This window comes from Ruegeria sp. AG6 (assembly GCF_056541565.1).
In genome coordinates this window covers 159,639-173,204 of the sequence record NZ_JBQFYQ010000001.1, presented here as the reverse complement: position 1 = coordinate 173,204, position 13,566 = coordinate 159,639, and the positions used below count along the sequence as shown (strand labels likewise).

Below are 13,566 nucleotides of genomic sequence, written 5' to 3'. Positions count from 1 at the left end.
AGCTTTATAATTGTTGTATTCTGTATACAGTATTCACAAAGCCAGTCAGGAAACAAGGAAAATCTGCGCCATGTCCAAAAGCTCGGTCATCGTTGTCGGAGGCGGCATAGTCGGCGTCATGACGGCGCTTACACTGCAACGGCGCGGCGAGGCCGTGACATTGATCGACAGGTGGGAGCCGGGACATTCCCGTGCATCTTCAACAGATTACAACCGGGTGATTCGCGCCATATCCGGGCGGGACGAGTTCTATACACGCTGGGCGCGCGAAAGCCGCCTGCGCTGGCTGGAGCTGCAAGCCGAAAGCGGCCAGAACCTGATGTATGAATGCGGCGCCTTGATTCTGGCGACGGCGGGGCATTGCGACTGGGAAGACGCAACCGCACAAACTTTCGACCGGGTCGGGGTGCCCTATTACAAATTCGGTCGGTCGGATATCGAATCGCGGTTCCCTCAGTTCAAGGTCACCGACATCGAATATGCGCTGTTCGAACCCGAAGCCGGAATGCTGATGGCGCATCGATGCGTTCTGACCGGTTTGGATCTGTTCCGAAAGGCAGGAGGCAAAGTACAACGTGGTCGCGTCACCACGGATGGATCGGAACGTCCGATGCTTGACGGCAAACCGCTCGAGGCTGATCTGATCATCATGGCGACTGGCCCATGGATGGCTGACATGTTTCCCAGATCGATCAAGCCGATCTCGACCGTGGTTGGCGTTAATGTCCTCTACACCTCAACACCCGACGGGTCGGAAGACTTCGACATGAGCCGGATGCCCTGCTGGATCGATCACGGGCAAGGGTCATTTGGTCTGCCGTCGTCCGAAGGCTCCGGCGTAAAGGCGGCGGTTGTCATCCCGGACAAGATCGATCTGGACAATGATGAACGGCTGATCCGCCAGGAAACACTGGGCCGCACACGCAGCTATATCCGCCACCGGCTTCCCGGTTTAGAGGGGCAAAGGGTCGTGGATTCCAAGTTTAACCAGATCATTCTGACCCCGGATACACATTTCATTGTCGACTGGCACCCCGAGCATGAAAACGTGCTGTTCGCCGGCGGATGCTCTGGCCATTTGTTCAAGCACGCCCCGGTGTTTGCAGAATTTGCAGCAGGCGTTGGGCTGAAGGATTTTGGAACCGCGGACCGGTTCAAGATCAGCGGCCGCAGAAAGCTGAGCCCGAAGGAAAGCCCCAGTGGACGCTAACCATCCAGAAGGGCGCGATAAATTCCAGCATTTGGGCATTTGCCCTGGGGAAGTCGCGCGCCCGCCCGGATCGCGTCACGGCAGGTTTCGGCCTGAAGGCAGTGCCCGCATTTTTCCGCCAGTTCCAACCCCAGCTCGGGGTGCGCGTTCAGGTCTGCCTCGGTCAGTCCGAATTGTCCGGCCATGGCGAGTATACGCTCTCGTGCCTGTGGTGCGCCCGATCGCAACATGGCCAGATCCGCGCGGGACAAGCCAAGGTCTGAAAGCTCTCTGTCACTCAGGTTTTCATCCCGAGGTGAGCTGACGATGCGCGCTATTTTCTGAAAGAAATCTGTGTATCCCGACATATCGCGGCCTCCTCCACCACGTTATGGATACAGTATACACAGTGTTTCAAAGCCGGAATTGATCAGGATCAAGCGGGTTTTCAGGTTTTACGTCCGACCGCAGGCATTGCGAAACAAGTCAACCGCCTGCGCGGCGGCCAGATCCTTCGGCACATGTGCCATCTCAATCGAGGCCAGCCCCTCATCCGCCTTTTGCGGTGCAAGGAACACGTCGCGCCCGCGCACGAACAATTCACGCAGATGGCTTGCCCGGTATTCGGGATGGAATTGCACGGAACGGGCCGGGAAATCATAATCCAAGGCCCCTACCGGGCAGTGATCCGCCGACCCTGTCACCTGCGCCGAAGGCGGAACCTGCGTGACCTGATCCTGATGCCAGACAAAGGCATCTACGCTGGTTCCACCATAGTCGAAGCCTCGTGCGCCGACGACATTGCCGATCTCGGCCTTCTCGGCTTTGCCGCCATAGACATCCGCCATGATCTGATGACCAAAGCAGATGCCGAATACCGGCTTGGCATGGTCCCGGCACAACTCCAAGAAATCGCGAAGGGGCCGCATCCACTCCGTGTCATCGTAGACGCCGAATTCGGACCCTCCGACAACAACCCCATCAAAATCCCCGAGCTGAGGCAATGCCTCGCCATCAACCACATCCACCGTGGAAAATCGGGCTTCGGGCAGATGTGGTTCAAGCCATGCGCGGATCTGCTGGGCCGTACGCGGCAGCCCCTCAAGCAGCGGCAATGGATGAAGGGTCAACTCAAGAAGCGCGATCCTCACCAGTCGAAGGCCCGGTCGATGCCCGCCATCTTGACGCCGGTAAAGGCCGAGGCCTGAAAACTGAGCGCGCGCAGATCTTCGGTTTCCAGATTGTGCACCGAAGATTTGCCGCAGGCCTTGGCAAGCGCCGTGATCTCCATTGTCATCGCGGTCAGATACCGCGCGACGCGCTCTGCACCTGCATGCGGGTTCATACGCGCCTCAAGGTCAGGATCCTGCGTTGCGATCCCAACCGGGCAACGGCCCGTATGGCAGTGATGGCACGCCCCCGGCGATGTTCCCAGCGCCTGGTAATCGTCCAGATATCTGGGAGTGTTGCATCCCAGCGCGACCATCGCGGCATTCCCGATCATGACCGCATCCGCCCCAAGCGCCAGACATTTGGCCGCGTCCACACCTGATCGAATCCCGCCCGCGGCGACAAGCGAGACCTTGCCGCTCATCCCGCACTCATCCAGCGCTTCGCGTGCCGCGCGTATGGCACTCATGGTCGGTATGCCCGTGTGATTCAGCAGCAACTCGGGTGACGCACCGGTGCCGCCCTCGGCCCCGTCCACCACGACGACATCCGCGCCCGCCTTTGCAGCCACGGCCACGTCGAACCGCGGCCGCGTGGCCCCCATCTTGATAAAGATCGGCACCTGATAGTTCGTGGCGATGCGCAATTCCTCGATTTTGACGGCCAGATCGTCAGCCCCAAGGAAATCGGGGTGCCGGATGGTGGATCGCTGATCGACCCCTTCGGGCAAAGTGCGCATTTCGCTGACCCGCGGGCTGACCTTCATTCCCAGCAGCAGACCGCCGGTGCCCGGTTTGGCCCCCTGCCCGACCACCAGTTCAAGCGCATCGGCGCGGCGCAGGTGATCCAGATCGACCCCATAGCGGGCAGGCGACATCTGGTAGAGCAGGCGTTGGGAGGCTTCGCGCTCCTCTTCCAGCATGCCGCCTTCGCCGGTGCAGGTCATGGTGCCCACCTTCGAGGCACCATAACCAAGCGACGCCTTGGCCGAGGCCGAGAGCGCGCCGAAAGACATCGATGCGATATAGATCGGGATTTTCAGTTCCAGTGGCCGTTCCACCAATCCGCGCCCGCCGCCAAGAACCGTCGTCGTATCGCAGCTCTCGCGGTATCCTTCCAGCGGAAGGCGGGTCATCGTCGCCGGGACAAATGTCAGATCGTCGAATGTCGGCAACTGCTTGTTGAACGTGTTGTAGCCACGCACCTGATACCGCCCAAGCTGCGCCAATGCGTGAACTTCCGATATCGCTTCGGGCGTCCAGCGGGTTGATCCCCCTTCATCATAAGACGAAGGCACACCCGCCGGTCGTCCTTCGACCGCACCTGCGTCGCGGAACCGTATTTCTTCCTCTGACGCGACTTCGAACGGGTAGTCATAAGGTTTACTCAGATCATGAGCCATGCGCTTGCGTCCCTGCTTTCAAAATACCAAAGGCGCTGGCCAGAGACCATTTTACGCCAGTTACGAGAGCTGTCGACAAGCCCCAGAGGGTCAAGGATCGCATCGACCTCGGCCACCTCTTCGGCAGTGGGTTCGATCACCGAGACGTCCACACCCAGGCTGTCAACTTCGCCTGCGACCCAAACCTCGCCTTGCCACAAAGCGTCCGCACAGGATTCACCCGCACCGCCCAGCGCAATGATGCGTCCCGCATGCGCCATGAAACCGGATTGGTATCCGATCTTGCCCTCGACCACGATGTTGCCGCCCTTCATGGCAACACCGACACGCGGCCCGGCATCACCTTTGACATGAATGGTGCCGCCAATCATCGCCGCCCCGCAGGACATGCCCGCATAGCCGCCGACAGTGATGTGACCCTTGGCCATCCCTTCGCCCACGGCCCATCCGCAATTGCGTTCGATAGAGATGTTGGCGCCAGTGTTCAGACCGCCGCAATAGTATCCCACCGAACCTTCGAAAGTGATGTCCACATTGTCCGGCAGGCCCACGCCCAGATTGTGTCGCGACAGCGTATCGACAACCCGGATCGGCCGCCCTGATGCGCAGGCTGCCATGATATCCCTGTTCACCTCACGAATATGCCGCTTGCCGACTTCGATGACGATTTCATCCATCTGTCTTGCTACCTCGCTCATGCTGCCAGGCTCCGGTTGCCGACACCCCAGATGCCGGTCAGCGACGGGCCATCATAGTTGATCACGTCGCATTCTTCGGCCATCACGCGACGCACCGCCTGTTCTTCGGTCGCGGCGGCCAGGTCCCCATTGCGATTGACCACAACTAACGGTTTCATCGCGAACCGATCCTTGGCAAATCCGATCCCGTCCGGCGTTGCGATCATGTAGGTGAATACTCCGTCGATAGAGGTAATCGACTTCTTCAGCGCCTGTTCCATCGTCAGACCCGCTTTCATCTGGTCACTGACCCAGACCGCAATCAACTCGCTGTCATTCTCGGTCAGAAAGCGATAGCCCTTTCGGCTCAACTTGTCGCGCCATGTGAAATAATCGGTGATCTGGCCGTTATGCACGATCGCCACATCCGAAAACGGCCGCGCCCAGAACGGGTGTGAAGCGTTGGGCAGAACCGAGCTTTCCGTCGCAAGCCGCGCGTGGCCAAGACCATGGGTGCCGATGATGTCGCGCACGCCATGCTTTTCGGCAACCGCTTCGGCGCCGCCGATGTCCTTGATGATCTCAAGACTGCGGCCGCAGGACTGCACTTCGAACCGGTCCGTCAGCTCATCTGCATCCCGCACCCAGGCCTGCAAATCAGTCGGGTCCGAGATTTCCGCGCGAAAGCAATAATGCCGGTTCTCATCGGTTACGATCTTCGGATCGGACAGAAAGCAAGAGCCGTGATCCTTCAACACCGCCTCAAACGCATTCAGGTCAGCATCCTGCCGGGATTTGTCAAATCCCATCCCTCGTAAAACATATCCGGTGTCTCGTGGCGGTCCATAAACTGCAAACCCGGTGCTGTCTGCGCCACGGTGTTCCTGCGCATCCATCAGGTCTACCAGGTCCGCCCCGACCTGCCCGGGTGCGGTAAGAATCCTTCCAGCGATTCCACACATGAAGAGCTCCCTGTTCAACTGTGTTTGTATACTGTATACAGTACACGGACAATAGCAAGCCCATTCGCCTTGGCACCAGATGCTTTTTTGAATACAGAATTCACAAAACACGGAAAGAGAGGCTCCGAGTGGCTCTGAAACAGATAAAAACACAGCGCAGACGGCTGGCGGACGAGGTTTATGATCAGTTGGTCGAAGCCATAATGAGCCGCGAAATCTCTGCCGAAGACCGATTGGTTCAGGAAAAGCTGGCAGCGGAACTGAACATCAGCCGCACCCCGGTTCGCGAGGCTTTGATGCGGCTGGAAACCGAAGGTGTTCTGGAAGTCGCCGCAAGCGGTGGTTTCCGGCTGGCCCGCATGGATCAAGCCGAAGTCCGGCAGCTGTATCAGGCCCGCGCCGCAATCGAAGGTCAGGCCGCCCGGATTCTTGCGGCCCACGCAGACCCCGCGGTTCTGGAGGGTTTGCGCGCGCTGATTCGTCGTGAAGAAAACTTGACCAATCCTACGACGCGCGACTATTTCATTGCCAACCGGCGCATTCACCGCGCCTTCATGGTTGAAGCGGGAAACAAGTTCCTGCTGGACATGTTCGACATGATCTGGGGCAAGGCCATGGCCTTTCACCTGTTTTCCGCAATCGAAAATGTCGATATCTCACAGTCTCTGGGTGATCATCAGGCGCTTGTCGACGCGATTGAAACCGGAGACGTGACAGAAGCACTGGAAACCTTTACCGCCCATATTCAGGCCGGGTTCGATTTGCAGATCGAGGGGCTGAAAGAAGCGGACAACGGCTGACGCACGGAACCGTCGGCAGGGCGGACCGCGCCGGTTCGCCTGCCTGAAACCGGCTCATGCATCGCGGGCAATGCCACCAAGTATCCGCGCGCTGTTCTGACGGCTTCATGACAAAACGGTCATTTTCGTCTATTATTGAAATCTCTCATTACAAAGACCCTCCGATTCCATCGGAGTTGATATTTGGACGACACATTTTTCCACAGGCGGTCCCAAGTCGACTATTCGACCACCTCAGATTCCGGAGAGAGAAATGAGTGCTGACGAAAACGACAATCGCAAAGAACACGATTACACCGAAAGCGAAAAGACAGATCCGGAATGCCGGTCTGTCGATGACAGGCTGACCGCGATCGAGCAGCGCCTCGACCAGTTGATGCGCGTCATGGAACCAGGCCCGGAAGACAGGCTGGAAACCGTCGAACATCGCGTGGACGCGCTTTTGACGTCCATCGAATCCCTGGGCGAGTTGGGGGATCATTCTTCTGGCTTCAATCCCACGTCCACCGGTCCTGCCTTCGGCTTCGTTGACGCCGGCAGCGTTGGGGCCCCGACGCGCCGCACGTTCAGCTGGGCCAAAAATTGCTGCAAGAATTGGTGCAGCATCCGTGCCAGCAGCAAAGGGTGCCATCCAAACGCTTGCTGAATGGTAAATCTCGCGTGGTGGAGAATTTATTTTGTTCAATGTCTATTTCATCAACGCGGATTGAAGCGGCAATACAGTCCATTGCAGGGTCGATTGTGGCGGCCCCGATCAGAACTGATGCTATCGGACTGGGAAGCGCCGTCGCCGGAGAGGCGATGGCATTGCTGGCGGCAGACAAGTTTCTGAAGGATGATCGCGTGCGATCCGCCGCGTCACGTCGCCTTGCGACCATCTGGGCTTGCGACCGAGACCTGCGCGGAGCCCCTGTTTCACTGTTCGATGGCCGCGCCGGCCTTGGGTTGCTGGCCTGTCATGCTCTGGACGCCAATCCAAACGATCCCGAAGCGCAACTGGTGCTTGACCGTGCCCTGCGTTCGGTTGCGCAACGCCTTCTCGAAGCCCCCTGGATGGGGCATTTCGATCACGTGTCCGGTCTTGCGGGTATATCTGTATTTTTGTGCGAACCGAAATCCCGGACGGCCCGACTTGGGGGAAAGTCGCTGTGCCTGCGTTTAGCCGAGGAGCTTTGGAGGCACTCGGCACGCACAGAACGGGGGCTTGCGTGGACAGAACCTTTTTCCTCTCCGGAAGACGAGACCGGCCCCCTGAAAACAACGCGGTACCTCGTCAACATGGGGCTGGCGCATGGTTCTCCTGGCGCCGTTCTGGCTCTGGCTCGCCTGGGTCGGCGGCACGCGTTCACACCGCGACACATCGAAGACCTCAAAGACGCGGTCCTGTTTCTCCTTTCGCACCGGGGCGCGTTTTCAGACAGCGGCCTGTCATCCTGCTTTCCCTGCATGTCAGCGCTCAGTCATGCGTGGGAGGTACCGTCACGTCTTGCGTGGTGTTATGGCGATCTAGGTATCATATACACCGCGCTCGCGGCGGCGAGGCTGGTGGGTATGAAGGACGAAATACGCGATGTCGCATCGCGGGTTCTGGTATCCTGCGTCGACAGACCTATTCGTGAGACAGGTATCAATGACGGCGGGCTGTGCCATGGCGATGCCGGAATTGTCGTGATGGCCCTTGCCATTCGATCGCTTTTTCCCAACGCGGACGTCGATCCCCTGATCGAAAAGCACGCCGGACGGCTTTTGTCCCTCGTTGAACGGGAATTGAGCCCGGACGGGCTTCCCGCGATCGGCGCAGGCTGGAAGACGTTTCAATCGACGGATCTTTTGACCGGGTCGAGCGGCGTTTTGTTGGCACTGCTTGCCCTAAGGGACACGGGTTACCTCGGATATCTGAAGTTCATGGGGCTGGATGTTGAACAGAATGTCCACTGCCCGTCCCATCCGAAACCGCACAGCTCTCGTCCGTTCCTCGGAATTCGTGTTTGTACGCGTTCACCGCAGCACGATCTTGGCGGAGTCACAAAAAGCACCCGAAAAAAGGATCTGGAAAAGCGTGCATCAGATTTAATTCGCGATCCGGCCTTTGCCTTGTCGTTGTTCATTGCACGACCCGGTTTCTTTTCGAAGGTCATGCGGGAACTCGAGAAAGGCGAAGGCCTCTCCCCCGCAGTCCTCGGCACATTGTATCGGTTTGTTTACAGAATGTGTTTTCGCCCGACGCCGTTCGGCGCATTCGCGGCAGTGGGCACGGCAGTACCTGTTGCAGGCAAGGGCATCGTCACCGTGGCCGACCACCATCTGGATATGGATCTGGACTGTGGGTTTTTGTCCCATATTGCCGCCGGACTCGCCGAAACGCAAAGCACAAGGGTGCGGTGCAATCCATCGGCCTGGTGGGAACAGGATGTTCTGCACTGGATAACGAACGGTGATCTCGACGGCCCTTGGAACCACGAACAGATCATTGCAGCGGCGGATTCCGATCTGGCAGAGTTCATCTTTGATGTCGATTCCGTCCCGATTTCCGATCTGGAAACGGCCCTTAAAGACCGCTCTTTCAAATCTGCCGTGACGATCTCGGATCTCTGTCGGTCCGAGGCTCTGATACCACGGAAAGACCCAATACTTCTGGGGCATGACGCAACCGCCAGAACCCTGAAGCGGCTGGAAAGAGATATGACCGCCCGCCAAAAGAGAGGCTTGGCGGCACTCCGGTATGATCTTGATGCCGCGCGTGAAACCCCTTCGATGATCGCGTTAAAGCAACTAGGGCGAACAGCTGACTCTTTCGCCCCGGGTTGGAGAGGTGATTTTCTGCATGTCGATGCGCATTGCGTCGGCACGTTGGAAACACCACTGCGCGCGGTGCAGGCACTGACCGACGCATGGAACATTTTGGAAAAGATCGGCTTTCGCGTGCCAAAGCCAAACCGTTTTTTGGAATTTGAACGGCGTTTCCTTGACCGTTACGGTGACCGCGCCGTGTTGCTGGGTCAGGCCGTGGATGCCGAAAGCGGGCTTGCATATCTCGGCATGCCGCTGCGAATGGATTTCGTTACAGGTACGGGGTCGTCAAGTGATGCCCCTAGGCAAAACCTTCAGAAATTTCCGCTGGAACCCGATTGGGACGCGCGCAAGTGGGTGCTTTGCGCGCAGGATATCGAGATCCTGCATGCCCGCAACACGGACCAGACCCCTTTCGCCATCCAGGATGGCGTTCTTCTAAGCAAAGTAGGACGCAGTGTCGGGCACAACCCCGTCTGGACGGCCTATCCCGAAGGTATTTTCCCGGGCGGGCCCAAGGCGATTTTCGGCCGTTTCTCAAGGCGAAATCAGTTGATCGCAGACGCGTTGATGCAACACAGCCCCACGCGTGAAGAGGATTCGACAATTGTCGAAGCAGACATCCTGTGCGCCACGGACCCCCGGTCATCAAACATCCTCAGACGCGCCAGCCTTTCCCGGTATGTCATCGAGATCCTCGGCGACAGCGGGTTACCGCCCGAACTGAGGATTCCGCTGCACGATCTGTGGATTCGTCACGATGGCAGTCGGTTCCGACTGTTCTGGGGCAGCCAAGGCGTCGAGGTCATTCCACAACTGCACGCTGCCCACCAAAGCCCTCCCGGGGCGCCGGCTGTCTATCTTCTGCTCATCGACATCGCCATGCACATGCGGCAACCGTCGGTGATCTGGTCGTGGCAATCGCAAAGCAATCGGAACCGGCTGCCCAGGGTCTGTGCTGGAAATGTGGTCCTTGCGCCGCAACGGTGGCGTCTTTGCATCCCGACACAGGTGGTCAGGTCGGGCAAAGCGGAATTCTGGCTAGAAGCCAACCGACAAAAACTGGAATTGCCGCGATACGTGGCCCCTACGGATGAGGCCAGCGACATGGCCACGCCATGGGATCTGGACAACCCCTTTTCCACTGCGAACCTGATCAAGACGTTGAAAAAAGGGCCGCTTTCGATCTGCGAGTACCTTCCAACGCCCAAGGATTGTTGGATCGACTCGCCGCATGGTCGATTGGCCTCTGAACTGGTTTATGCCCCAGCAAAGCCAGTTGATACGCCCTTTGTCGAATACGATGCCAACCCGACCGCATGGCAACCGCTGGGGCACGGTACTGATGAGGCCGGGTCATGGTTGTATCTGCGGCTTTTCGGGGATGCCATGAAGCTGGAACAGTTCCTGAAACTGCAATCGAACAGGTTGGCGCTGTGGCAGAAACGCAATCTGATCGAGAACTGGTTCTTCGTAAGATATGCAGACCCGGAGCTTGAACTGCGCCTCCGCATCAAGTTTTCAAACGATCATGACAGAGTTCTGAGGAACCGGGTGCTTGTTCACTTGCAGAAAACGGCCGGTGGATTGGTGGACAGGTTTCTTGTTGACGAATACCTGCCTGAAACGGCGCGCTACGGCGGAGAACTGGGGCTCGGCGCATGCGAGAGGATATTCGGCGCCGACTCGATCACTGCGCTTGATGTGCTCAACGATCCGAAGATCAGCCGGTCCAGACGGTGGATGGCGTCAGCCGCCAGTATCGACGCCCTGTTCGAAGATTTGGAATTGCCTACAGGTGTTCGGCTGGCGATCTCCGAGCGCTGTTCGCAAAACTACGGCGGCGGCCCGGCGTCGTGCCGGATTGCGCGTCGTGCTATTGGAAAGGAATGGAAAAGTGCGTGTGTTGTTCTGAGTGAGCTCGGGGTGGGCAAAGGCATTCATTCGCGGCCATCGCGCTGGAACGCACGTGCGGCCAGGCTTCATCCGGATCTTGGACGCCTTCAGCGAGAAGAACAGGATGGCCGGTTGGGAAGCAGCTTGGCCGACGTTCTGGGAAGCCTCGCTCATATGTCCATCAACCGGATCCTCCACTGGGGAACCGCCGCGGAAGAGGCGGTCATCCACGAGGCGCTGTGTCGACATTATCGAACCAAATTGAGCCACGGGTGGAAATCGTCCTAAGCGGCATGCTCACGGCAGCGGGTTGGAACCTGAACCGTCCGCCCGAAACATGGGCTGTCCACACATACCCCCTGCTCCCGAATGAAGCACCCGGCGCATGGGGCAAGGCAACGCGAACGGTTGCGCTTTTGACCTACAGCGGGACACCACTGAACCTGGATCGCACTTTTACAGCACGCGGCGTTTTGGGACCTGTCGACTTACCGCGTAACCTGCAAGCGCCGAAAGCGATTTTGCCACGCCGCCCCGTGGCACGGGGCTTAGCGCTGCTATTGCCTGATCGCGGTATTCTTCAGGCAATTTCTGCCTCTTGATATGGCGCGCGGCCGGAGAAAGCTCTGCCAAAAACCGCGCAGGGTCGCGGTGACTGAGGAAAGCACGGACTGCCGCGCCCCCGGTTTGCCGGTGGGCTGCCTCGAGAACCGGCACGCTGAACAGGCCGCTCGAGAGGTCTGACGCAAATGGGGTGCTGCCCGGGGGGCGGTCCAGGGCCAGTTCATCCTCGGTCAGCAGGTAAGCCAGGCCAAGATTCTCGCCATAGTCGCGAAGGGCGTCTGACAGATCGTTTTGTTCGGCAAGCATCGCACCGAGTTCACAAGGCAGTCGGAAGAATGCAGCCATGCATTGCCGCATCTGCGCGATGCGCTTTTCGACCGCCAGATCCGGTTGCCATGCGGTCCGAAGCTCGGACACCCGGCCTTCACAGGCCGAGGCCATGGTACTCAGGATTGATGGCACCAGATCCGGGCAGTCCCGTGCGCCGACTTCATGCGCCTTCGCCAGAAGATAATCACCTGTGAGTATCCCAAGCTTGTCGCCCCAATTGGCCTTGGCGTCGGCTGCTACTGCCGCAGACTCGATCCCTCGAATGCCGCTTTGGGCAAGAAACCCCAGATACGCAAGTTCCATCGCCGTGGCCGCGGCACGACGCCTTTTTGCCTCAACATTACCCAGATAGGACGTCAGCAAAAGCAACAGCGAAGGTCGAAACGCAACCATGTCAGCCCGCTTGCCCGCGAAGGACATGCGCGTCAGAAACGGCCAATCGGTGCGCACGATGTGATTGAGGCGTGCGCCCACATCGCGCAGGTCGTCCCCAAGCGGCATCTCGGGCACTCGCACAAGGGGCGATACGTCATCCAACATGGCGCTTTCCACATCACCACCAGTGCCTTCAGGCACCAAAACGGCGCGGCGCAGCATGTTGTGGACCGGCTTTTCGCTTTCGAACGTATCGTCCAACACGCGCCAGATGAACTCGTATCTGCGGCTTGCGCGGTTCCCGAGCGTGAAGTACCCGGCAAAGCGATCCCCCAACAAAAGCGCATAGTCGTCTGCCGCCACCCAAGGGCCTGCCCCTGTGCGGAGACATCGATCAGTGGTTTGCGCCGCAAGCACACCGGATTCCAGCGCAAAGCTAATTCCTTCGCCTGTAAACGGGCTGATAAGACCGGCGGCGTCCCCTACCAGCAACAGACCTGAATGGGCGGCGCGTTCCGGTGCGAAATCGAACCTCAGCGGTGCCCCCAAGGTCGTACCGGACAACTGAATGCCCGAATATTCCGGATAATCCTTTCGGAGCGCGTCCAGAAATTGGTCGAACAATGTTCTGACATTGGTGTCAAACGCCCTGCAGAACAGCCCGACACCGACATTTGCAGTTCCCTTCCCCGTTGGGAATGCCCAGCCATAGGACGGCAACAAGTACCGGTCCGTAACATCAGTCAACGGCAGCATTATTTCCAGCAGTGGCGGAGTGTCTCCGCAGCCATCGACATAACCGCGAAGCGCGGTGCCATAGCCTTGTTCCGGTGTTTCCCGCAATCCCGCTGCTTTCGCCAATCGAGACGCGGCCCCGTCTGCGGCGATGACCATGTACCCGGTCAGAAACACTGTCGCGCCATCCTGCATCCGAGCGGTGACACCTGTGACAGTCCCGCTTTCATCCGTTACCAGATCGTCGGCACGGCATTTCGGCAAGAAAGCCGCTCCTTCCGCGCGGGCCTGACGCAAAAGACAGTCATCCAGTATCAAACGGGGTACAACCAGCCCATAGTCGTCTTCGCCCTCGTATCGAAAATCCCGGTGGCCCCTGTTGCGCATATGGACACGCACGCCTTCGACCTCCTGTTGATCTGTAAGCGCGGACAGGATGCCGAGGCGTTTCAGCTGAGAGATACCGGACCGGGTGATTCCGTCTCCACAGCTTTTGTCCCGAGGGAAATCCTCACGGTCGATCAGAATGACCTTTCGACCTCTCCGCGTCAGCTCAATGGCGGCAGCGCTGCCACCGGGCCCCGCACCGACAATGACGGCGTCCCATGTCTCGGCCGCGGCCTCCGCAGGTGTCGCAAGCGGCAGATCCTCGGCAAGAGGGCCGTAACCGTCCATG

The 13,566-nt window shown here is 58.7% G+C and carries 10 protein-coding genes; 4 read left to right on the top strand and 6 right to left on the bottom strand.

The window, feature by feature from the left end; genetic code table 11:
• The first annotated feature begins 70 nt into the window (after window positions 1–70).
• Window positions 71–1,210 (top strand): FAD-dependent oxidoreductase, encoded by a 1,140-nt coding sequence (locus tag ACR0I0_RS00835; protein WP_171723557.1) that lies wholly within the window; start codon window positions 71–73, stop codon window positions 1,208–1,210.
• Here the strand turns inward: ACR0I0_RS00835 and ACR0I0_RS00830 are convergent.
• The 5 genes from ACR0I0_RS00830 to ACR0I0_RS00810 all read right to left on the bottom strand — a co-directional run bounded on the left by ACR0I0_RS00830 (window position 1,207) and on the right by ACR0I0_RS00810 (window position 5,400).
• A complete protein-coding gene (locus ACR0I0_RS00830; protein WP_171633536.1) occupies window positions 1,207–1,557 on the bottom strand; it encodes a YjiS-like domain-containing protein in 351 nt (116 codons plus the stop codon). The genes ACR0I0_RS00835 and ACR0I0_RS00830 overlap by 4 nt on opposite strands.
• Before the next feature lie 87 nt (window positions 1,558–1,644).
• Entirely contained in the window at window positions 1,645–2,340 is a 696-nt protein-coding gene (locus tag ACR0I0_RS00825; RefSeq protein ID WP_480489798.1) for a type 1 glutamine amidotransferase, read from the bottom strand.
• On the bottom strand, window positions 2,337–3,761 hold the full coding sequence (locus tag ACR0I0_RS00820) for an FMN-binding glutamate synthase family protein (protein ID WP_224855093.1): 1,425 nt from the start codon (window positions 3,759–3,761) through the stop codon (window positions 2,337–2,339). Before ACR0I0_RS00820 ends, ACR0I0_RS00825 begins: the two co-directional genes overlap by 4 nt.
• The gene (locus ACR0I0_RS00815; protein ID WP_152457491.1) at window positions 3,746–4,459 is read right to left on the bottom strand and encodes a GltB/FmdC/FwdC-like GXGXG domain-containing protein; all 714 of its coding nucleotides are present in this window, start codon (window positions 4,457–4,459) and stop codon (window positions 3,746–3,748) included. The genes ACR0I0_RS00820 and ACR0I0_RS00815 overlap by 16 nt, the downstream gene beginning before the upstream one ends.
• Window positions 4,456–5,400, bottom strand: coding sequence for a class II glutamine amidotransferase domain-containing protein (locus tag ACR0I0_RS00810; RefSeq protein WP_171723559.1), 945 nt, complete (start codon window positions 5,398–5,400; stop codon window positions 4,456–4,458). The genes ACR0I0_RS00815 and ACR0I0_RS00810 overlap by 4 nt, the downstream gene beginning before the upstream one ends.
• Window positions 5,401–5,528: 128 nt before the next feature.
• Between ACR0I0_RS00810 and ACR0I0_RS00805 the strand changes: the two genes are divergently transcribed.
• From ACR0I0_RS00805 to ACR0I0_RS00795, 3 genes are all read left to right on the top strand, one after another.
• Entirely contained in the window at window positions 5,529–6,200 is a 672-nt protein-coding gene (locus ACR0I0_RS00805; RefSeq protein ID WP_171633543.1) for a GntR family transcriptional regulator, read from the top strand.
• Between the two features lie 253 nt (window positions 6,201–6,453).
• The gene (locus ACR0I0_RS00800; protein WP_171723560.1) at window positions 6,454–6,846 is read left to right on the top strand and encodes a hypothetical protein; all 393 of its coding nucleotides are present in this window, start codon (window positions 6,454–6,456) and stop codon (window positions 6,844–6,846) included.
• 38 nt (window positions 6,847–6,884) lie between these two features.
• Window positions 6,885–11,174 (top strand): thiopeptide-type bacteriocin biosynthesis protein, encoded by a 4,290-nt coding sequence (locus ACR0I0_RS00795; protein WP_480489795.1) that lies wholly within the window; start codon window positions 6,885–6,887, stop codon window positions 11,172–11,174.
• 168 nt (window positions 11,175–11,342) lie between these two features.
• On the opposite strand, the gene ACR0I0_RS00790 is transcribed toward ACR0I0_RS00795, so the two are convergent.
• A complete protein-coding gene (locus ACR0I0_RS00790) occupies window positions 11,343–13,565 on the bottom strand; it encodes a geranylgeranyl reductase family protein (RefSeq protein ID WP_480489794.1) in 2,223 nt (740 codons plus the stop codon).
• Between the last annotated feature and the right edge of the window lies 1 nt (window position 13,566).

Bases quoted from the DNA above. Each gene is read 5' to 3' on its own strand.
- ACR0I0_RS00835 (WP_171723557.1), top strand. From the start codon at position 71: ATGTCCAAAAGCTCGGTCATCGTTGTCGGAGGCGGCATAGTCGGCGTC.
- ACR0I0_RS00830 (WP_171633536.1), bottom strand. From the start codon at position 1,557: ATGTCGGGATACACAGATTTCTTTCAGAAAATAGCGCGCATCGTCAGC.
- ACR0I0_RS00820 (WP_224855093.1), bottom strand. From the start codon at position 3,761: ATGGCTCATGATCTGAGTAAACCTTATGACTACCCGTTCGAAGTCGCG.
- ACR0I0_RS00815 (WP_152457491.1), bottom strand. From the start codon at position 4,459: ATGAGCGAGGTAGCAAGACAGATGGATGAAATCGTCATCGAAGTCGGC.
- ACR0I0_RS00810 (WP_171723559.1), bottom strand. From the start codon at position 5,400: ATGTGTGGAATCGCTGGAAGGATTCTTACCGCACCCGGGCAGGTCGGG.
- ACR0I0_RS00800 (WP_171723560.1), top strand. From the start codon at position 6,454: ATGAGTGCTGACGAAAACGACAATCGCAAAGAACACGATTACACCGAA.
- ACR0I0_RS00795 (WP_480489795.1), top strand. From the start codon at position 6,885: ATGTCTATTTCATCAACGCGGATTGAAGCGGCAATACAGTCCATTGCA.
- ACR0I0_RS00790 (WP_480489794.1), bottom strand. From the start codon at position 13,565: ATGGACGGTTACGGCCCTCTTGCCGAGGATCTGCCGCTTGCGACACCT.